The sequence below is a fragment of the Streptomyces lincolnensis genome (assembly GCF_021173675.1).
GTDB lineage: Bacteria > Actinomycetota > Actinomycetes > Streptomycetales > Streptomycetaceae > Streptomyces > Streptomyces lincolnensis_B.
In genome coordinates, this window is record NZ_JAIHON010000002.1 from 692,880 (window position 1) to 711,670 (window position 18,791).

At 70.7% G+C, this 18,791-nt stretch carries 18 protein-coding genes; 8 read left to right on the forward strand and 10 right to left on the reverse strand.

The features are described 5' to 3' along the window. Window positions 1-200: 200 nt before the first annotated feature. Window positions 201-1,658: an NCS2 family permease gene (locus K4B79_RS06655; protein WP_232025312.1), complete on the forward strand. Its 1,458-nt coding sequence runs from the start codon at window positions 201-203 to the stop codon at window positions 1,656-1,658. A gap of 82 nt (window positions 1,659-1,740) precedes the next feature. Here K4B79_RS06655 and K4B79_RS06660 read toward each other — a convergent pair whose 3' ends face one another. From K4B79_RS06660 to K4B79_RS06680, 5 genes are read right to left on the reverse strand one after another with little or no spacing between them, the layout of a single operon-like run. Next, entirely contained in the window at window positions 1,741-3,192 is a 1,452-nt protein-coding gene (locus K4B79_RS06660) for a peptidoglycan D,D-transpeptidase FtsI family protein (protein ID WP_232025313.1), read from the reverse strand. Between the two features lie 54 nt (window positions 3,193-3,246). Further along, the gene (locus K4B79_RS06665) at window positions 3,247-3,900 is read right to left on the reverse strand and encodes a response regulator transcription factor (RefSeq protein ID WP_232025314.1); all 654 of its coding nucleotides are present in this window, start codon (window positions 3,898-3,900) and stop codon (window positions 3,247-3,249) included. Between the two features lie 10 nt (window positions 3,901-3,910). Continuing rightward, the gene (locus K4B79_RS06670) at window positions 3,911-5,179 is read right to left on the reverse strand and encodes a sensor histidine kinase (protein ID WP_232025315.1); all 1,269 of its coding nucleotides are present in this window, start codon (window positions 5,177-5,179) and stop codon (window positions 3,911-3,913) included. A gap of 45 nt (window positions 5,180-5,224) precedes the next feature. Next, window positions 5,225-5,695: a GNAT family N-acetyltransferase gene (locus tag K4B79_RS06675; protein WP_232025316.1), complete on the reverse strand. Its 471-nt coding sequence runs from the start codon at window positions 5,693-5,695 to the stop codon at window positions 5,225-5,227. Between the two features lie 3 nt (window positions 5,696-5,698). Continuing rightward, window positions 5,699-6,472 (reverse strand): IclR family transcriptional regulator, encoded by a 774-nt coding sequence (locus K4B79_RS06680; RefSeq protein ID WP_067430247.1) that lies wholly within the window; start codon window positions 6,470-6,472, stop codon window positions 5,699-5,701. Window positions 6,473-6,593: 121 nt separating this feature from the next. On the opposite strand from K4B79_RS06680, the gene K4B79_RS06685 reads away from it, so the two are divergent. Continuing rightward, on the forward strand, window positions 6,594-8,123 hold the full coding sequence (locus K4B79_RS06685; RefSeq protein WP_232025317.1) for an aldehyde dehydrogenase (NADP(+)): 1,530 nt from the start codon (window positions 6,594-6,596) through the stop codon (window positions 8,121-8,123). A 118-nt stretch (window positions 8,124-8,241) separates the two neighbouring features. Then, entirely contained in the window at window positions 8,242-8,850 is a 609-nt protein-coding gene (locus tag K4B79_RS06690; protein ID WP_232025318.1) for a DUF1349 domain-containing protein, read from the forward strand. Here the strand turns inward: K4B79_RS06690 and K4B79_RS06695 are convergent. After that, entirely contained in the window at window positions 8,816-10,192 is a 1,377-nt protein-coding gene (locus K4B79_RS06695; RefSeq protein WP_232025319.1) for an MFS transporter, read from the reverse strand. The genes K4B79_RS06690 and K4B79_RS06695 overlap by 35 nt on opposite strands. A 70-nt stretch (window positions 10,193-10,262) precedes the next feature. Here K4B79_RS06695 and K4B79_RS06700 point away from each other — a divergent pair, with 70 nt between their 5' ends. The 5 genes from K4B79_RS06700 to K4B79_RS06720 all read left to right on the forward strand — a co-directional run bounded on the left by K4B79_RS06700 (window position 10,263) and on the right by K4B79_RS06720 (window position 15,257). Beyond that, complete coding sequence (locus K4B79_RS06700; RefSeq protein ID WP_232025320.1) at window positions 10,263-11,234, forward strand: GlxA family transcriptional regulator; 972 nt, start codon at window positions 10,263-10,265, stop codon at window positions 11,232-11,234. 418 nt (window positions 11,235-11,652) lie between these two features. Then, complete coding sequence (locus K4B79_RS06705; RefSeq protein WP_232025321.1) at window positions 11,653-12,369, forward strand: DsbA family oxidoreductase; 717 nt, start codon at window positions 11,653-11,655, stop codon at window positions 12,367-12,369. Between the two features lie 117 nt (window positions 12,370-12,486). Beyond that, window positions 12,487-13,539 carry an aminotransferase class V-fold PLP-dependent enzyme gene (locus K4B79_RS06710; RefSeq protein ID WP_232025322.1) on the forward strand — a complete coding sequence of 351 codons (1,053 nt, stop codon included), beginning with the start codon at window positions 12,487-12,489 and terminating at the stop codon, window positions 13,537-13,539. 58 nt (window positions 13,540-13,597) lie between these two features. Continuing rightward, window positions 13,598-14,203 (forward strand): RNA polymerase sigma factor, encoded by a 606-nt coding sequence (locus tag K4B79_RS06715; RefSeq protein ID WP_232025446.1) that lies wholly within the window; start codon window positions 13,598-13,600, stop codon window positions 14,201-14,203. A gap of 34 nt (window positions 14,204-14,237) precedes the next feature. After that, entirely contained in the window at window positions 14,238-15,257 is a 1,020-nt protein-coding gene (locus K4B79_RS06720) for a maleylpyruvate isomerase family mycothiol-dependent enzyme (protein ID WP_232025323.1), read from the forward strand. 54 nt (window positions 15,258-15,311) lie between these two features. Here the strand turns inward: K4B79_RS06720 and thpD are convergent, their stop codons facing one another. The 4 genes from thpD to ectA all read right to left on the reverse strand — a co-directional run bounded on the left by thpD (window position 15,312) and on the right by ectA (window position 18,513). Then, the gene (gene thpD / locus K4B79_RS06725) at window positions 15,312-16,208 is read right to left on the reverse strand and encodes an ectoine hydroxylase (RefSeq protein ID WP_232025324.1); all 897 of its coding nucleotides are present in this window, start codon (window positions 16,206-16,208) and stop codon (window positions 15,312-15,314) included. A 7-nt stretch (window positions 16,209-16,215) separates the two neighbouring features. Further along, on the reverse strand, window positions 16,216-16,620 hold the full coding sequence (locus K4B79_RS06730) for an ectoine synthase (RefSeq protein ID WP_067430215.1): 405 nt from the start codon (window positions 16,618-16,620) through the stop codon (window positions 16,216-16,218). A 74-nt stretch (window positions 16,621-16,694) separates the two neighbouring features. After that, window positions 16,695-17,966 (reverse strand): diaminobutyrate--2-oxoglutarate transaminase, encoded by a 1,272-nt coding sequence (ectB, locus tag K4B79_RS06735; RefSeq protein WP_232025325.1) that lies wholly within the window; start codon window positions 17,964-17,966, stop codon window positions 16,695-16,697. Between the two features lie 28 nt (window positions 17,967-17,994). Continuing rightward, a complete protein-coding gene (gene ectA / locus K4B79_RS06740) occupies window positions 17,995-18,513 on the reverse strand; it encodes a diaminobutyrate acetyltransferase (RefSeq protein WP_232025326.1) in 519 nt (172 codons plus the stop codon). Window positions 18,514-18,791 lie beyond the last annotated feature (278 nt).

The window sequence follows — 18,791 nt, forward strand, 5'->3', positions numbered from 1 at the left end:
CGGGGGTGCCCGGACGGAGATCCGGAAGCGTAGCAGTGATCGTGAAGCGCATTCGTACGGTACTTCGAACAACGTGTGGCAGGCCGTACGGTGAGCAGCTCTGATTCCGTAACACGGAGAAAACCTGTAACGCGTTCAACGCGGGAACAATCCAGCCAGCATCCGCACACCGAAACATCAGGCAACTAGGAGCGACAGGCATGTCCGAGACCGACAAGGTGGCCGACCGAACCGCTGGTCCGCCGCCCGCGGCGAACGGGGTCGACCGGTTCTTCCGGATCACCGAGCGGGGGTCCACTTTCGGCCGGGAGATACGCGGCGGCTTCGCCACGTTCTTCACGATGGCCTACATCCTGGTGCTGAACCCGATCATCCTCGGCAGCGCGAAGGACAAGTTCGGCGAGCAGCTCGACGCGGTCCAGCTGACCACCGCCACCGCCCTGGTGGCCGCGGTCATGACGATCATCATGGGCGTCGGCGGCAATCTGCCCCTCGCGCTCGCCGCCGGTCTCGGACTGAACGCCGTCGTCGCCTTCCAGATCGCCCCGCTGATGAGCTGGGACGACGCGATGGGCCTGGTCGTCCTGGAGGGCCTGCTGATCTGCGTGCTGGTGGTGACCGGGCTGCGCGAGGCGATCATGCACGCCATCCCGCAGTCCCTCAAGCAGGCCATCAGCGTCGGCATCGGCCTGTTCATCGCCTTCATCGGCTTCGTGGACGCCGGGTTCGTCAGCCGGATCCCGGACGCGGCGAACACCACCGTGCCGGTGCAGCTCGGCGGCACCGGCACCCTCACCGGGTGGCCGATTCTCGTCTTCTGCCTCGGCGTGCTGCTGACGATCGGACTGCTCGCCCGCAAGGTCAAGGGCGCCATCCTGATCAGCATCGTGACCATGACGATCGTCGCGATGATCATCAACTCGATCGCCGACATCAAGGCCTGGGGCCTGACCACGCCCGAGTGGCCCGACAAGATCGTCGACACCCCCGACTTCGGGCTGATCGGTCACTTCAGCCTGTTCGGTGCCTTCGACGCGGCCGGCGTCGGTGTCGTCACCGTCGTCCTGCTGATCTTCACGCTGATCCTGTCCGACTTCTTCGACACCATGGGCACGGTCGTCGGCATCAGCGCGGAGGCGGGCCTGCTGGACGAGGAGGGCAAGGTGCCCAACCTCGGCCGGGTGCTGCTCATCGACGGTGCCGCGGCGGTCGCGGGCGGCGCGGCCTCGGCCTCCTCGGCCACGTCCTACATCGAGTCGGCGGCCGGCGTCGGCGAGGGCTCCCGCACCGGCTTCTCCAACCTGGTCACCGGCGGCCTGTTCGCGCTGGCCCTCTTCCTGACCCCGCTGCTCACCATCGTCCCGCTCCAGGCGGCCGCCCCCGCCCTGGTCGCCGTCGGCTTCCTGATGATGACCCAGGTCAAGCACATCGACTGGGAGCGCTACGAGATCGCCATCCCGGCCTTCCTCACCATCGCCGTGATGCCGTTCACCTACTCCATCACCAACGGCATCGGCGCGGGCTTCCTCGCCTACGTCGTGATCAAGGCGGTGCTGGGGAAGGCCAAGGAGATCCACTGGCTGCTGTGGGGGACGGCGGCGCTGTTCCTGGTGTACTTCGCGATCGACCCGATCGAGCAGATCCTGGGCGCCAAGTAGCGCCGGGGACCGGAAGGCGAACCGCGCGGCCGACCACGAACCACCGGCGGCCGGCCGCGCGGCCCTCCTCAGCCCTCAGCCCTCAGCCCTTCAGCGCCGCCTCCATCATCGCCTTCGCGACCGGCGCCGCCAGCCCGTTGCCGCTGACCTCCGACCGGGCCGCGTCCGACTGCTCGACCATGACCGCCACGGCGACCTCCTTGCCGTCGGCCTTCGCATAGGACGTGAACCAGGCGTACGGCGTCTGGCTGTTGTTCTCGCCGTGCTGCGCGGTACCGGTCTTGCCGCCCACCGTCGCGCCGGGGATCTGCGCGTTCGTGCCCGTGCCGTCGTCCACGACCGTCTGCATCGCCGACTGCAACTGCTCGGCCGTGGAGGAGCTGACGATCTCCTTGGTGTCCGCCCCGTCGTCGTAGTTCTCCAGGACGTCGCCGCCACTGTTGGTGATCTGCGACACCATGTGCGGCGAGACCAGCTTGCCGCCGTTGGCTATGGCCGCCGACACCATGGCCATCTGGAGGGGCGTGGCCGTGACGTCGAACTGGCCGATGCCCGACAGCGCCGTCTGCGCGTCGTCCATGCCCTTGGGGTACACGCTGGCGTAGGCGCGCACCGGCACGTCCTGCTTGCTGTCGTTGAAGCCGAACTTCTCCGCCATCGCCCGGACCTTGTCCTGCCCCAGCTGGACGGCCATGTGTCCGAAGACGTTGTTGCAGGAGTACCGGAGCGCGACCCGGATCGTGGCGTTCTCGCAGGGCGCGGACGCGTTCTCGTTGTCCAGGGTCCGGGTGCTGCCCGGCAGTGGGTACGGGTTCGGGCTGTCGGTCCGCTCGTCCACCGACGAGTACAGCCCGTCCTCCAGCGCGGCCGCCGCCACGACCAGCTTGAACGTCGACCCCGGTGGCAGCGGCTGCCGCAGCGCGCGGTTGGTCAGCGGCTTCTCCGGGTCCGCGTTGAGCTTCTTCCAGGCGGTGCCCGCGGTGTTGGCGTCGGTGAGCGAGGACGGGTCGTACGACGGGGTCGACACCACCGCCAGGATCCTGCCGGTCGTCGGGTCGATCGCGACGGCCGCGCCCTTCTTGTCGCCGAGCGCGTCGTAGCCCGCCTTCTGCACGTCCGGCTCGATCGTCGTCACCACGTTGCCCGGCTCGGCGCGCTGGTTGGTGACGGTGTCCATCACGGTCTTCAGCTTGCTGTCGGTGCCGTTGAGGAGGTTCGTGTAGATGCCCTCCAACTGCGTGGGCGCGTACGCCTGCGAGGCGTAGCCCGTCACCGCCGCGTACAGCTCGCCGTCCGTGTACGTGCGCTTGTACGCGAGGTCGCTCCCCTCGGTCCGTGCCGAACCGGTGACCGCCTTCCCGGCCACGATGATGTTCCCGAGGGGCGAGGAGTACGTCTCGATCGCGTTCCGTCGGTTGTCTTTGTCGTCCGCGAGCGCCTGGCCGTCGTAGAACTGCACCCAGGTCGCCCGCACGAGGAGGGCGAGCACCAGGAGCAGCGCGAAGACGGAGGCGCGCCTGATCGTCTTGTTCATCCCGCTGAGAAGACGATCGGGGCTGATCGGAACGTTCCCTTCCGCCCCGCTTTCTCATCGGTTGTTCATGAAACCCGCCTCGTACGCGGCGATCACCGCCTGGGTGCGGTCCCGGGAGCCCGTCTTCGCCAGAACCGCCGCCACGTGCGACTTCACGGTCGCGGCACCGACGCCCATACGCCCGGCGATCTCCGCGTTGGTCAGCCCGGCCGCCATCAGCCGCAGCACCTCGCCCTCCCGCCCCGTCAGCCGCGCCACCCAGTCCGGCGGCGCCGGGTACGCGCGCGCGTGCTCGGCCGCGAGCCGCCGTACGGCCGACGGGAACAGCAGGGTGTCGCTGCGCGCGACCAGCCGTACGGCCTGGACCAGCGCGTCCGCGTCCGCCCGCTTCAGCAGGAACCCGGCGGCGCCGGCACGCAGGGCGTCGTACACGTAGGAGTCGTTCTCGAAGGTGGTCACGACGATGATCCGGGGCGGGTCGTCGAGCGTGGCGAGGATCCGCTCGGTGGCCCGGATACCGTCGACCTCGGGCATGCGGACGTCCATGAGGACCACGTCGGGCGCGAGCTCGCGGACGGCCGACACCGCCTCCGCCCCGGTCGTCGCCTCGCCGACGACCTCCAGGTCCGGCTCCGCGGAGAGGATCGCGCGCAGGGCGGTGCGGACCATGTGCTCGTCGTCGGCGAGGACGATCCGGACGGGTGTCATACGCGTCCCTTCAGGTGCTGTCACGTGGACCTCTCATCGGCAGCCGGACACACAGCCGCCAGATCTCCGGGCCCGCGCCCGCCTCCACCGCTCCACCCAGCAGCCGGACCCGCTCGGCGATCCCGTTCAGCCCGTGACCGCCACCGGGCCGGCCGGGAGAGGAGCCGTCCACCGGGTTCTCGACGGTGATCTCCAGATGCCCGTCCGCCTGCCCGATCCGAACGCTCACCGCGCCCCCGTCGCCCGTCCCGCCCGCGTGCTTGAGGACATTGCTCAGCCCCTCCTGCACGATCCGGTACGCCTCCCGGGACAGCACGGGCGGCAGCGCCCCGGGATCGACGGCGACCGTGGCGGTCACCCGCAGGCCACCCGCCCTGGTGCGCCGCAGCAGTCCGTCCAGATCGGCGTCGAGCGTCGGCGCGGGCGCCGTCCCCGGTGCGTCGCCGTCCCGCAACACGCCCAGGACGGTGTCGAGTTCACCGACCGTGCGCCGGGCGGTGTCCTCGATGGCGGCGAGCGCCGCACGGGCGAACCCGGGATCGCTGTCCAGGACCCGGCGGGCCGCGCTCGCCTGAAGGGTGACCGCGCTCAGGGCATGCCCGACCGAGTCGTGCAGCTCACGCGCGAGGCGATTGCGTACGGCGAGATCGGCGGCGCGTGCCTCGGCCGCCGCGAGCCGGTCCTCGGGTCCGGGACCCAGCAGCGCGGGCGCCCACCGGGCCAACAGCGCCCCCGAGCCCGCCGCGCACCCGGCCAGCGCGAGGAGCGACAGCACACCCACGACCGGAGCGAGCGCCAACGCCCAGGTGTGGTCGAGGACCTCGGGCAGCCCGAGCCGCGAGTCCCGCAGGGCCGCGACGAGCGGCAGCACGATCAGGACGACGGCGAAGGGCGGCACGGCCAGCGTCATCCCGGCGACGATCCCGCCGAACCCCAGGTGCAGCGTGAACCAGGCCGCCGTCCGCGCCCGAGCGCCCCGCGTCCGGGCGGGCCCGAAGGCGAGCCGCTCCTCCGCCACCCCGCACAGCCACCGCACCGCCGCCGCCTCCAGCGGCCGGGTCAGCGGAAACAACGAGGTGAGCGCGGCGAGCGGCAGCCCGACGCCGAAGGACGCCAGTTGGAGCGGAAAGGACCCGAACACGTTCGTGGAGCCGCTGACCGGCCCGATCACCGCCTCGCCGACCAGGACGTACGGTGTGGCGAGCGCACCGCCCAGCACCAGATGCACCCACCGCAGCCGGGCCCGCCGACCGAACAGCAGGCGGACGAAACCGCTCATGCCGCCCTTCCCCAGGGCTCTCGACCCACCCGGGACCGAGCCCTCTCAGCCCTCCAGCACCAGCACGACCTCGTCGATCTCCTCGCCGCGGGCATTGGCGTACCCGCTGGCCCGCGCGGTCAGACGGAAGCCGCACTTCTCCAGCACGCGCCGCGAACCGGCGTTGTCGGCGGCGGCCCGGGCGTACAGCGGCCGTTCGGGCACCTCCGCGAGCAGCGCGCTCAGCGCGGCCGTGGCGACACCCCGGCCCCAGTACGCGCGGTCGACCCAGTAGGTCACCTCGCGCTCGCCGGGCTCGCCGTAGACGGCCGCGTTGCCCACCACGTCACCGTCGGCGAGGACCGTCCGCAGGACCGCGTCCGACGAACGGATCCGCTTCCAGTGGGCCTCGAAGGCGTCCCGGTCGGCGGGATCCTTGGCCGTGAAGGCGGCCATGCGCACGGCCTCGGGGTCGTTCATCTGCCGGAAGAAGACCGGCAGGTCGCTGTCATGGACCTCACGAAGGACGATCTGCATGCCTCAGAGCCTACGGGTGGCCAGGGTCAGCCGGTCCCGCGCGTCGAACAACGCGTCCTTGACCATCTGCTCGTGCGCGGGCGTCAGCCGCGCCACCGGCACCGAGCAGCTGATCGCGTCCCGCGCGGGCGTGCGGTACGGGATCGCCACACCGAAGCAGCGCAGCCCCAGCGTGTTCTCCTCACGGTCCACGGAGAAGCCCTGCTCCCGGATCTGGTGCAGCTCCTCGATCAGCTTCTCCCGGTCGGTGATCGTGTGCTCGGTGAGCGCGGGCAGCGTCTCCGGGAGCATCTTGCGGACCTGCTCGTCGGAGTAGGTGCTCAGCAGCGCCTTGCCGAGGGAGGTGGAGTGCGCCGGCAGCCGGCGCCCGACCCGGGTGAAGGGCCGCAGATAGTGCTGGGACTGCCGGGTGGCGAGGTAGACGACATTGGTGCCGTCGAGCCGCGCAAGGTGGATGGTCTCGGTCGTGTCGTCGGAGAGCCGGTCCAGGGTCGGCCGGGCCGCCGCGACCACCTCGTCGCCGTCGATGTACGAGGTGCCGACGAGCAGCGCCCGCACCCCGATGCCGTACCGCGTGCCCGTCGCGTCCGTCTCCACCCAGCCCAGCTCCACCAGCGTGCGGAGCAGCATGTAGAGGCTGGACTTGGGGTACCCGACGGCCTCCTGGACCGCCGCGAGGGAGTGCATACCGGGGCGTCCGGCGAAGTATTCCAGCAGCTCAACCGTCCGTACCGCGGACTTGACCTGCGCACCGCCCGCCGTCTCGCCAGCCGACATCGCCCTTGACCCCTTCGTTCGACGGGAAATAGTCTCCAACAGCATATTCATCATCAGAGACAGCGTTCAGCATATCGAACGACCCTGGTGAATGACCCCGTTATACGTGGAGGGACCTGCGGTGGCAGCAGCACCAGTCTGGAGTGTCGACCCCCGAACCGGGAAGCAGCGGGAACAGGTTGCGGTGGAGGCCACAGCCCAGGAGGTCGACGCGGCCGTCCGCGCCGCGCACGCCGCGCGCGCTTCCCTCGCGGACCGCGCCGTGCGTGCCGCCTTCCTGCGCGCCGCGGCCGACGGCCTGGAGGCGTCCAAGGAGCACCTGGTCGAGGCGGCCGACGCCGAGACCGCGCTCGGCCCGGTCCGCCTGACCGGCGAGCTCGCCCGCACCTGCTACCAGTTGCGGGCCTTCGCGGACATCGTCGACGAGGGCGCCTTCCTCGACGTAGTGATCAACCACCCCGACGACACCGCGACCCCGCCCATCCCGGACCTGCGCCGCTACAAGGTCCCGCTGGGCGTCGTCGCCGTCTACTCGGCCTCGAACTTCCCCTTCGCCTTCTCCGTCGCCGGCGGCGACACCGCGAGCGCGCTGGGCGCGGGCTGCCCGGTCGTCGTCAAGGCCCACCCCGACCACCCCGGCCTGTCCGAGCTGGTCGCCTCCGTGCTGCGCCGGGCCGCCGCCGCGCACGGCATCCCCGAGGGCGTCATCGGCCTGGTGCACGGCTTCGAGGCGGGCATCGAGCTGATCAAGCACCCGCTGGTCTCCGCGGCCGGCTTCACCGGCTCCATCCGCGGCGGCCGCGCCCTCTTCGACGCGGCGGCGGCCCGTCCGGTGCCGATCCCGTTCCACGGCGAGCTCGGCTCCCTGAACCCCGTCGTCGTCACGGAGGCCGCCGCCACCGAGCGCGCCGAGGCGATCGGCGCGGGCCTGGCCGGCTCCATGACCCTGGGCGTCGGCCAGTTCTGCGTCAAGCCGGGCCTGGTACTCGTCCCCTCCGGCGAGGCGGGCGACGGCCTCGTCAAGTCCCTGACGGCCGCCGTCAGCGACACCGACGCGGGCGTCCTCCTCGACCACCGCATGCGCGACAACTTCATCGCGGGCGTCGCCGAGCGCACCGAACTCCCCGACGTCGACTCACCGGTGACCCCGGGCGCCGGCGGCGAGCACACCGTCAGCCCCGGCTTCCTCACCGTGCCGGCCGCCAGGCTGGCCCAGGAGGGCGAGCACGACCTCCTCCTTGAGGAGTGCTTCGGCCCGGTCACCGTGGTCGCCCGCTACGACGACGACACCGAGGTCCGCGGCGTCCTCTCCCGCCTCCCCGGCAACCTCACCGCCACGGTCCAGCTCTCCACCGAGGAGGCCGCCGGCGAGGGCCGCGGCGCGGAGATCCTGGCCGAGCTGACCCCCCTCGCGGGCCGCGTCCTGGTCAACGGCTGGCCCACGGGCGTCGCCGTGGCCCCCGCCCAGCACCACGGCGGGCCGTACCCGGCCACGACCTCCACGTCGACCTCCGTGGGCGGTACGGCGATCGAGCGGTGGCTGCGGCCGGTGGCGTACCAGAACGCGCCGGAGGCTCTGCTGCCGGCGGAGCTGCGGGATGGGAACCCGTTGGGGCTGCCGCGCAGGTTCAACGGCCGTTTGGAGCGGTAGCGCTCCGCGGGGTGCGCGGTAGGGGTGCGGGTGCGTTTCGGGCTGCTGGTAGTCGGTGGCTTGTCGCGCAGTTCCCCGCGCCCCTGGGTGGGGCATCTGAACCTGAGAAGATCAGCGCATGGATCTCGAAATACCCGAACTGCCCTTCCTGCTCCGTACATACGGGCCCGATGGTCACTGGCTGTACGAGGACGGGGTGTTGAGTGGCTGGGCCGGGTCGCGGCAGGACCGATTCGTGCCGCCGACGGGGGACGGGCTGGACCCCGCATCGGACGCACCCAGGCTGCTCGGGGCGCCGGAGGGGGACTTCCAGCTGATCGCCCGGGTGACCGTGGGATTCGGTGCCGCGTTCGACGCGGGGGCGCTCTACGTGCATGTGGGCGAGCGGGCCTGGGCGAAGCTCTGTCTGGAGTACTCCCCGGACGTGGCGACGGTCTGCACCGTCGTCACCCGGGGACACTCCGACGACGCCAACGCCTGGACGGTCGACGGCAGTTCGGTGTGGCTGAGACTGAGCCGGACCGGTCGCGCCATAGCCTTCCACGCCTCGCGCGACGGTGAACGCTGGGTGTTCGTGCGGCTGTTCACCCTGGGCGAGGAGAAGGAGACCGACGCGGCCCTGGTCGGCTTCATGGCGCAGTCGCCGATGGGGGAGGGCTGTGTGGTGACGTACGACCACATCGAGTACCGCCCTAGCTGGCCGAACGACCTCCGAGACGGCAGCTGAGCGCGAAGGTCACGGTGAGCAGACCCGCGCTGACGGCGAGGCTCACCCGCATCCCCCCGACGAACCCGTCGGCCACCAGCGCCCCGAAGGCGGCGATCCCCAGACCTCCCGCCACCTGACGTGCCGCGTTGAGCACACCGGCCGCCAGACCGGCCCGCTCGGCGGGCACGGCGTCCATCATGGCCGCGGTCAGCGGCGGCACCGTCAGAGCACACCCCAGAGCCATCGGCACCAAAAGCACGGCCACCAGGCCCGACGACGTCCCGGCATCGACGTACAACAGCACCAGCAGTCCTACGACGGCCAGGGCCTGCCCCACCAGCATGGGCAGCCGGGGCCCGTACCGGCCGGCGAGCTTGCCGGCCACCACGTTGGTCACGGCGATCAGCCCGGTCATGGGCAGGAACAGCAGCCCCGCGTACAGCGCGGACCGTCCCTGCACCTGCTGGAAGAAGAGCGAGAAGACGAAGACCAGACTGTAGAAGGCGACGCTCACAGCCGCCCCGGCGGCAACGGCGGCGGTCACCGTCCGGCTGCGAAAAAGATCCAGCGGCACCACCGGATGCGGACTGCGGGCCTCGACCCGGAAGAAGACCACGGCCGCCACCACGGCAACAGCCAGCGCGACCCACCCCTCCACACCCCCTTCGATGACCGCGAAGGCCACGCCCGTGAGGGCGAGCACGGCCGTCACCTGACCGGGCAGGTCCAGCGGCGCCGGACGCCGCTCCGAACGCGGGGCGCGCACCAGCAGGACCAGGATCACCACCCCCACCGGCACATTGACGAAGAAGATCCCGCGCCAGTCCCAGGCCGTGGTCAGCACACCGCCCAGCACCGGCCCCAGGGCCACGGCGACCGACCCACCGGCCGCCCACAGGGCGACGGCACGGGCCCGCCGCGCCGGATCGACGTAGGCCTGGCGCACCAGGGCCAGTGAAGCGGGCAGCACGGCGGCGGCAGCGACGCCCTGCACCACCCGCGCCCCGATCAGGGTCGGCAGATTCGGCGCCAGACCGCAGGCCACCGAGGCGAGCGTGAACACGATCGTCCCGAGCACATAGGCACGGCTGGCCCCCGCCCGGTCGGAGAACGCCCCGGTGGAGAGCATCAGCGAGGCGAAGGCCAGCGTGTAGGCGTCCACCACCCACTGGAGCCCGGACATCCCGCTGCCCAGCGAGTCACCGATCGCGGGCAGCGCCACGTTCACCACGGAGGCGTCGAGGCAGATCAGCGCGAAGCCCAGAAGGGCGGCGGTGAGCGTCAGTGCGGGGGTTCTGGGCCCCAACACACGCTCGGGAGCGGCGAGTCCGTCGCCGAGAACAGTCCCGTTGGTCGACATGACTCCATCCTGCGGATCATCGCCGCCGTACAGTAGTGGCCGGAACGCCACACGTCCGGAGGTTCTGGCCATGCCCACGCCGCACCGCGTCGCCGTCATAGCGCCCTCACCCGTCTCGATGTTCAACCTCGCGATCCCGGAGATGCTCTTCGGCAAGGTCGTCAGCGACGGGCAGCCGGGCTACGACGTGATCGTCTGCGCGGCCGAACCGGGCCCCCTGCCCACCTCGGCCGGCCTCGACCTCCAGGTACGGCACGGCCTGGACGCCCTGCGCGAGGCGGACACGGTGATGGTGGCGGGCACCGGAGCGCCCTACGAACCGGACCCACGGATCGTGGCCGCCGTCCGCGACGCTGCGGCCGACGGCAAGCGCATCGCCGCCCTGTGCACCGGCACGTTCCAACTCGCCGAGGCGGGCCTGCTCCAGGGCCGCAAGGCCACGACGTACTGGGCACACGCCGACGAACTCCGTCGGCGGTACCCGGAAGTCGACCTGTGCGGAGACGTCCTCTACGTCCAGGACGGCCCCTACCTCACCGCCTCCGGCTACGCGGCGGGCATCGACCTCTGCCTCCACATCATCCGCACCGACTACGGCGCCGCCGTCGCCAACGAGGTCGCCCGCCTCGCCCTGGTCGCCCCCGTCCGCCCCGGCGGCCAGACCCAGTTCACCCACACCCCCCTGCCGCCCGAACGCGGCATCACCTGCGCCGACACCCGCGGCTGGGCCATGCGCAACCTCGACAAGCCCCTCACCCTCACGGACCTGGCCCGCCACGCCGGCGTCTCCATCCGCACCCTCACCCGCCGCTTCCACGCCGAGAGCGGCGTCAGCCCCCTCCAGTGGCTCCTCCACCAGCGCATCGAACGAGCCAAGGAACTCCTCGAAACAACCACCCTCCCCATGGACCAGATCGCCCACACCAGCGGCCTGGGCACAGCGGACTCCCTCCGCGGCCACATGATCCGCCGAACGGGCCTGACCCCCACGGCCTACCGAGCGCAATTCACTCACGGAGGCGCTTCGCGGGGTGCGGCGTGAGAGTGCGGGTGGGTGGGGTTGCCGTGCGCCTATGGGGTGCCTCGTGCGGTCGTAGAGCGTCTACAGGCCCGTTGTGGCTGGTCGCGCAGTTCCCCGCGCCCCTGAGGTGAGGACAGGCGCCCGGTGATGACGCAGTCGCCCACGGCGGTGAGGGGACGGGGCGGGGGGTGTCCGCCCGCAGCGGCCGGCGTCCGACACGCAGGACCTCTTGCCGGAACAGTTCCGCCGGACCGAGGACGGAGACCCCCCGCCCCGGCCCCGACCCACAACGCACCCGTAGGCGCTACGCGCACCCCCACCGGAGCCGCACAGCGCGCCGCAGGCATCACGCATCTCACGGGAATGAACGACGACTGCTTGAATGTTCACCCACCGGCGGAGGGACCCCCCGCACCCGCACGACCGAGAGAGCCGAGACATGCGCGTCGAGATCTGGAGCGACATCGCCTGCCCCTGGTGCTACGTGGGCAAGGCCCGCTTCGAGAAGGCCCTGGCCGCCTTCCCGCACCGCGACCACGTCGAGGTGGTGCACCGCAGCTTCGAGCTGGACCCCGGCCGAGCGAAGGGCGACGTCCAGCCCGTGATCCAGATGCTCACCAAGAAGTACGGCATGAGCGAGGCCCAGGCAAAGGCAGGCGAGCAGAACCTCGGCGCACAGGCCGCCGCCGAAGGACTCGCGTACCGGACCGAGGACCGCGACCACGGCAACACCTTCGACATGCACCGCCTCCTCCACCTCGCCAAGGAGCACGGCAAGCAGAACGAGCTCATCCAGCTCCTCTACCGGGCCAACTTCGCCGAGGAACGCTCCGTCTTCACGGAGGGCGACGACCGCCTCGTGGAGCTCGCCGTAGCCGCAGGCCTGGACGAGACCGACGCCCGCAGGGTCCTCACCGACCCCACGGCCTACGCCGAAGACGTCCGCACGGACGAGCGCGAGGCCGCCGAACTCGGCGCCAACGGCGTCCCGTTCTTCGTGCTGGACCGCAAGTTCGGCGTCTCCGGCGCCCAGCCCGCCGAGGTCTTCACCCGGGCACTCACCCAGGCCTGGGGCGAACGCCCCCCGCTGAAGCTGATCGAGGACACCGACGCGGAGGCCTGCGGCCCCGACGGCTGCGCGGTCCCGCAACACTGAGCACACCTGAGCACACACCCAAAAACCCAGCTCAGCACGGACGTATAAGGATCGCTTGGCGAAACCGCGTAGAAATTCGCAATGGACGAGAGAAGACCGGCCCCCCACAGTGGTCCCATGGAGACCTTCGAGAGCCTCGTCCGTTCCGAGTTCGCCCCGAAGAACACGTACCTCAACACAGCGAGCAGCGGCCTCCTCCCGGCCCGCACCATCAAGGCCCTCACCCGATCCGCACAGATCCGCGCGGAGGGCAGCCCCCTGGACCCGCTGTTCGCCGACGTGGAGGCGTCCCGGGCGGCGTTCGCCCGGCTGGCCGGCGTCCCGGTCGGCCGGGTCGCGGCGGGGGCCTCGGTCTCCAGCCAGTCCGCGCTGGTGGCGGCCTCGCTGCCGGCGGGTGCGGAAGTCCTCACGGCGGAGGACGACTTCACGTCGGTGGTGAACCCGTTCCACGCCCGGGGCGACCTCAAGATGCGGATCGTCCCGCTGGAGCGGATGGCCGAATCCGTCCGCCCCACCACCGCACTCGTCGCGGTCAGCGCGGCCCAGTCCGCCGACGGCAGGATCGCCGACCTGCCCGCGCTCCGCGAGGCGACCCAAGCCCACGGCGCCCGCACCTACGTGGACTTCTCCCAGGCGGCAGGCTGGCTCCCGATGGACGCGAACGCCTACGACTACACCGTGGCGACGACGTTCAAGTGGCTGCTGGCCCCGCACGGGGCGGCCTTCCTCGTCGTCCCGGAGGACTTCGGGGACCTGACACCGCTGCTGGCCGGCTGGGTCGCGGGGGAGGACCCCTGGAAGAGCTGCTACGGCCCGATCGCCGAACTGGCCCACTCGGCCCGCCGGTTCGACGTGAGCCCGGCCCTGTTCACCTACGCCGGGGCGCGTACCTCACTCGAACTCATAGAGGAACTGGGCGTCCACACCATCCACGCCCACAATCTCACCCTCGCAGACCGCTTCCGCACGGGAGTCGCCGCGCTCGGCCACGAGCCCGTGCCCGCCCCGGGTTCGGCGATCGTCTCGGTGCCGGGCCTCGGCCACCGGCAGCCCGAGCTGAGCAGGGCGGGCATCGAGCTCTCCGACCGGGCGGGCAACCTGCGGGTGTCCTTCCACCTGTACAACACATCCGACGACGTCGAACGCCTGTTGGAGGCCCTGTCTTCGTGAACCGCTGGCGCGGGCCCGTCGAGGACGCTAGGAAGGGCACCAAGGGGTGGTGGTGTCGTTGGAGTCCACGGGCAACACGTCCGTCGAGCCGTCCGCCGACGCGGAACTGCACCGGCGGCTGGTGTACGGCGACGAGTCCGCGCTGGCGGAGGCGTACCGGGCGTACGGCGCGCTGGTGAAGGCGGTCGCGGTCCGGGTCACCCACAGTCCGGGCGCCGCCGAGGACGTGGCGCAGGAGGTCTTCGCCCAGCTGTGGAGCAGGCCGTACGCCTTCGACGCGGACCGCGGCACCCTGCGCACCTGGCTGTCGGTGCTGGCGCACCGGCGGGCGGTGGACTGGGTGCGCAGCGAGGCCCGGCACCGCAAGGACGCCCGCGCCGACGACGACGCGCTGCACACGATCCCGGACGCCGCGCCCGGTCCCGACGAGGCGGTGGTCGACCGGGAACGCTCCCTGCTCCTGCACTCCGCGCTCGCCGAACTCCCGCAGCCGCAACGGGAGGTGGTGCACCTCGCCTACTTCGCGGGCCGCACCTACCGGCAGGCCGCCGTGGAACTCGGCATCCCCGAGGGCACCGCCAAGACCAGACTGCGCACCGCGTTACGGACCTTGGCCGAGTCGTTGGCCGACCCGCCCGACCCGGCGTGGGGACAGGGCGCATGATGGCAGGCAGGGAAGCCAGGAAGGGAGGCATCCGGTGACCGAGCACGACGATGTACGCGACCTGCTGGCCGCCTGGGCCTTCGGCGCGTTGGACCCGTCCGAGGACAAGACGGTCCGGCGGCACCTGGCAGAGTGCGAGACCTGCGGAACAGAGGCGGAAAGCCTCAAACGGACCATAAGCCTCCTGGACGGCCCCCCGTCCACGACGGCACCCTCCGCCCCCGCGCCTGAAGACGGCGTCCTGTCCGCAGCCCGCCGCACCCGCCGCCCCGCCACCCCGCATGTCGCCGCACACGCGACCCCCTACGCCGCCGCGGTGGCCGGCCTGAGGGCACTGCTGCCCGAGGCGGAAGCCCGCTGGTCCACCCCGGTGGTCCACGACTGGGACGTACACGCGACGCTGGCGCACCTGCTCGCGGCGGACGAACCCCTCGCGGCCAGGCTGGGCATCGCCCCGAGAGTGCCCCCCTCGCGCACCGCCGCCCCCACGCCCCCCGCGCCCTGGCAGGAAGCCTGGAACCGCCGTACCGCCCACGTCATCGACCACGAGTACGGCCGTACCCCCCAGGAGTCCGCCGCGGACTGGTCCGCACAGGCGGACGAGCTGCTCGCCACGGACGAGGCACGCGACCCCGAACGGGCCGCGAGGGCAGCGGAGTTGATGGGAATGCGGCTGCCGATCGCCGACCACTTCCTCGTGCGGGCCTTCGAGACATGGATCCACACCGACGACATCGGCCGCGCCCTCGGCCTGTCCGTCCCGCCGCCGCCCGAGGCGCACCTGCGGCAGCTGATCCGCCTGGCCGTCCGCGTCCTCGGCCTCGCGCTGGGCCCCACCGCGCCGCCGGTGCTGTTCGAGGTCACCGGTGGCGACCGGTGGGTCCTGGGCTCCGACGCGGAGCCTGTCCGGGCGGAACTCGCCCTGGAACCAGTCGACTTCTGCCTTTTGGTCGGCGGCCGGTACCCGCCGGACGAGATCCCGCGCTCCGCATCCGGCGACGAGGACGCCGTACGCAACGTACTGGAGCGGGCGGCGTCACTGTCCTGGCTGTGACACCACCCGCTCTGCACACCGCGTAGGCCCGAAAGCCCACGGCTCAACTCGGCCCTACCTCACCGGCGTGAAGTCCCGGGCCCCGATGAACTCCGGCCGCCGCACAGGCGCCGCGAACGGCTCCACGGCCGCGTTCTCCACACTGTTGAACACGATGAACACGTTGCTGCGCGGGAAGGGCGTGATGTTGTCGCCCGAGCCGTGCATGCAGTTGCAGTCGAACCAGGTCGCCGAACCGGCCTTGCCCGTGAAGAGCTTGATGCCGTACTCGGAGGCCATGGCGGTCAGCGCCTCGTCGGAGGGCGTGCCCGCGTCCTGCATCTGGAGGGACTTCTTGTAGTTGTCCTTCGGCGTGGCCCCCGCACACCCGAGGAACGTCCGGTGCGACCCCGGCATGATCATGAGACCGCCGTTGGTGTCGTAGTTCTCGGTGAGCGCGATCGAGACGGACACCGTGCGCATGTTGGGCAGGCCGTCCTCGGCGTGCCAGGTCTCGAAGTCGGAGTGCCAGTAGAAGCCGCTGGCCCCGAAGCCCGGCTTGACGTTGATCCGCGACTGGTGGACGTACACGTCCGAGCCGAGGATCTGCCGCGCCCGTCCGACGACCCGCTCGTCGCGCACGAGGTTGGCGAAGACCTCGCTGATCTTGTGCACCTCGAAGACGGAGCGGATCTCCTGGGACTTCGGCTCGACGATGGAGCGCTCGTCGGCGCGGATCGCCGGGTCCGTGACGAGGCGGTCCAGCTCACGCTTGTACGTGGGGACTTCGTCCGGCGTGATGAGCTGGTCGACGGCGAGGAAGCCGTCCCGCTCGAAGGCCTGGAGATCGGCGCCGGGGATCGGCCCGGCGGCGCCGGGCGCGGACCAGACGACCGGGTCCTTGCGCGGGGTGGACACCTCGGTGGCGCCGCGGCTGGGGTAGAGGTCGGGAAGCCTGGTGGCGGTGGTCATGGTGATCTCACACCTCCTCGGGTTCGGTGAGCAGCGGGTAGACGCCGTTCGCGTCATGGTCCTCCCGGCCGGTCACGGGCGGGTTGAACACACAGATGCAGCGGAAGTCCTCCTTGATCCGCATCGTGTGCCGCTCGTGGCCGTCGAGCAGGTACATGGTCCCGGGCGTGATCGTGTACTTCTGCCCGGTCTCGTCGTCGGTGAGCTCGGCCTCGCCCTCGACGCACACGACGGCCTCGATGTGGTTCGCGTACCACATCGACGTCTCCGTACCGGCGTAGAGGATCGTCTCGTGGAGCGAGAAGCCGACCCGCTCCTTGGCGAGGACGATGCGTTTGCTCTCCCAGGTCCCGGACGCGGCCTTCACATGCCGGTCGGTGCCTTCGATGTCCTTGAACGAACGGACGATCACGGTGCTGCGATGCCTCCTAGATAAAGGTGCTGCGAAAGATTCTGTGAGAGGTGCTGTCGGTGTTCAGGTGGCGTTCAGGCGGTCTCCCGGACGGCACGGGCCAGCACGCTGAGCCCGGCGTCCAGTTCCTCGGGCGTGATGGTGAGCGCCGGCAGCAGCTTCACGACCTCGCTCTCCGGCCCCGACGTCTCGATGAGCAGCCCGAGTTCGAAGGCACGCTTGGCGATCCGGCCGGCCCGCTCCTTGTCGTGGAACTCCATGCCCCACACGAGCCCGCGGCCGCGGTACTCCTTCACGTCGTCGGCGTTCTCCTCGGTGATGGAGATGAACGCCTGCTCGACCTGCTCGCCGCGCTTGCGGGTCTGCTTCTCCATCGCGGAGCCGTCCGCCCAGTACGCCTCCAGCGTGGCGGTGGCCGTGACGAAGGCGGGGTTGTTGCCGCGGAAGGTGCCGTTGTGCTCGCCCGGCTCCCAGATGTCCAGCTCGGGCTTGAACAGGCACAGCGACATGGGCAGGCCGTAGCCGCTGATGGACTTGGACACGGTGACGATGTCGGGCGTGATCCCGGCCTCCTCGAACGAGAAGAAGGCCCCGGTCCGCCCGCACCCCATCTGGATGTCGTCGACGATGAGCAGCATGTCCTGGCGCTCGCACAGTTCGGCGAGTGCCCGCAGCCACTCGGGGCGGGCGACGTTGATGCCGCCCTCGCCCTGCACGGTCTCCACGATCACCGCGGCGGGCTTGTTGAGCCCCGACCCCTGGTCTTCGAGCAGCCGCTCGAACCACAGGAAGTCCTCGACGGTGCCGTCGAAGTAGTTGTCGAACGGCATGGGCGTGCCGTGCACGAGCGGGATGCCCGCGCCGGCCCGCTTGAAGGCGTTGCCGGTGACGGCGAGCGAGCCCAGCGACATGCCGTGGAAGGCGTTGGTGAACGACACGATCGCCTCGCGTCCCTTCACCTTCCGCGCCAGTTTCAGCGCGGACTCCACGGCGTTGGTGCCCGTGGGGCCGGGGAACATGACCTTGTAGGGCAGGTCGCGCGGGCGCAGCACCAGGTCCTGGAAGGTCTGGAGGAAGGACCGCTTGGCGGTGGTCGACATGTCGAGCCCGTGCGTGACGCCGTCACGCTCCAGGTAGTCGATCAACGCGCGTTTCAGGACGGGGTTGTTGTGCCCGTAGTTCAGTGAGCCGGCGCCCGCGAAGAAGTCCAGGTACTCGTGGCCGTCCTCGTCGTACATGCGGCTGCCCTGCGCGCGGTCGAAGACGGTGGGCCAGCCGCGGCAGTAGCTGCGCACCTCGGACTCGAGGGTCTCGAAGACGCTGAGGTCGGGCTGGGTGATGGTCACGACGAATCGCTCCTCGTTGCGTGGGGGGTCAGGCAGAGGGAGTCGGGGACAGGGGGCCGATGCGGTACAGGACCTCGGGGTCGTGCGGCCCGTCGGGGAACACGGCCGTCTCGAACAGCACCTCGCGCTCCAGCCGGGCGCCGTGACGCTCGGCGAACGACGTGAACAGGCGCTCGGAGGCGATGTTGCCCGGCGTGATGGTGGTCTCGACGGCGTTGGTTCCGTGCTCCCGGGCGGTCCGTGCGACCAACCCGTCCAGCAGGGCGGCGGCGAGTCCGCGGCCGCGGTGGGTCTCGTCCACCGCGACCTGCCAGACGAGCAGGGTGGCCGGGCTCTCCGGCCGGAGGTATCCGGTGACGAAGCCGACCGGCTCGCCGTGCTCGTCGCGCGCCACGGCGGACGTGGCGGCGAAGTCGCGGCACCACAGCAGATAGCTGTAGGACGAGTTCAGGTCCAGGACCTTCGAGTCCCTCGCCATCCGCCACAGCGCGGCTCCGTCGGCCACCGATGGGCGGTCGATTTGCAGGTCTGCTTGTGCGGCAGTCATGCGGATTGAATTTACCGAGGGAAATTCAAAATTGCATCGCCGGGTGGGGTTACGTCGGAGCGCCCTTTGTGTTATCGCGCGAGCGCGTGCGTCCGCACGAAAGAGGACCTGTATCTACCGATTTGACCGCCACATACCACTCAAATCGCCCGTGATGTGTAACGCGTCACAGGCATGTAACCCCCACGAGATCTACCCGACTTACGTCGCCTCGCGTCCGCAGAATCTTTGCGTTTAACTCGATGAAAACCGGGCAGAAGAATACGGGAAGCTGCGCT

Excerpts from the sequence above, each read along its gene's own strand:
- K4B79_RS06655 (WP_232025312.1), top strand. The coding sequence starts at position 201 with ATGTCCGAGACCGACAAGGTGGCCGACCGAACCGCTGGTCCGCCGCCC.
- K4B79_RS06660 (WP_232025313.1), bottom strand. The coding sequence starts at position 3,192 with ATGAACAAGACGATCAGGCGCGCCTCCGTCTTCGCGCTGCTCCTGGTG.
- K4B79_RS06665 (WP_232025314.1), bottom strand. The coding sequence starts at position 3,900 with ATGACACCCGTCCGGATCGTCCTCGCCGACGACGAGCACATGGTCCGC.
- K4B79_RS06670 (WP_232025315.1), bottom strand. The coding sequence starts at position 5,179 with ATGAGCGGTTTCGTCCGCCTGCTGTTCGGTCGGCGGGCCCGGCTGCGG.
- K4B79_RS06675 (WP_232025316.1), bottom strand. The coding sequence starts at position 5,695 with ATGCAGATCGTCCTTCGTGAGGTCCATGACAGCGACCTGCCGGTCTTC.
- K4B79_RS06680 (WP_067430247.1), bottom strand. The coding sequence starts at position 6,472 with ATGTCGGCTGGCGAGACGGCGGGCGGTGCGCAGGTCAAGTCCGCGGTA.
- K4B79_RS06690 (WP_232025318.1), top strand. The coding sequence starts at position 8,242 with ATGGATCTCGAAATACCCGAACTGCCCTTCCTGCTCCGTACATACGGG.
- K4B79_RS06695 (WP_232025319.1), bottom strand. The coding sequence starts at position 10,192 with ATGTCGACCAACGGGACTGTTCTCGGCGACGGACTCGCCGCTCCCGAG.
- K4B79_RS06700 (WP_232025320.1), top strand. The coding sequence starts at position 10,263 with ATGCCCACGCCGCACCGCGTCGCCGTCATAGCGCCCTCACCCGTCTCG.
- K4B79_RS06705 (WP_232025321.1), top strand. The coding sequence starts at position 11,653 with ATGCGCGTCGAGATCTGGAGCGACATCGCCTGCCCCTGGTGCTACGTG.
- K4B79_RS06710 (WP_232025322.1), top strand. The coding sequence starts at position 12,487 with ATGGAGACCTTCGAGAGCCTCGTCCGTTCCGAGTTCGCCCCGAAGAAC.
- thpD (WP_232025324.1), bottom strand. The coding sequence starts at position 16,208 with ATGACCACCGCCACCAGGCTTCCCGACCTCTACCCCAGCCGCGGCGCC.
- ectA (WP_232025326.1), bottom strand. The coding sequence starts at position 18,513 with ATGACTGCCGCACAAGCAGACCTGCAAATCGACCGCCCATCGGTGGCC.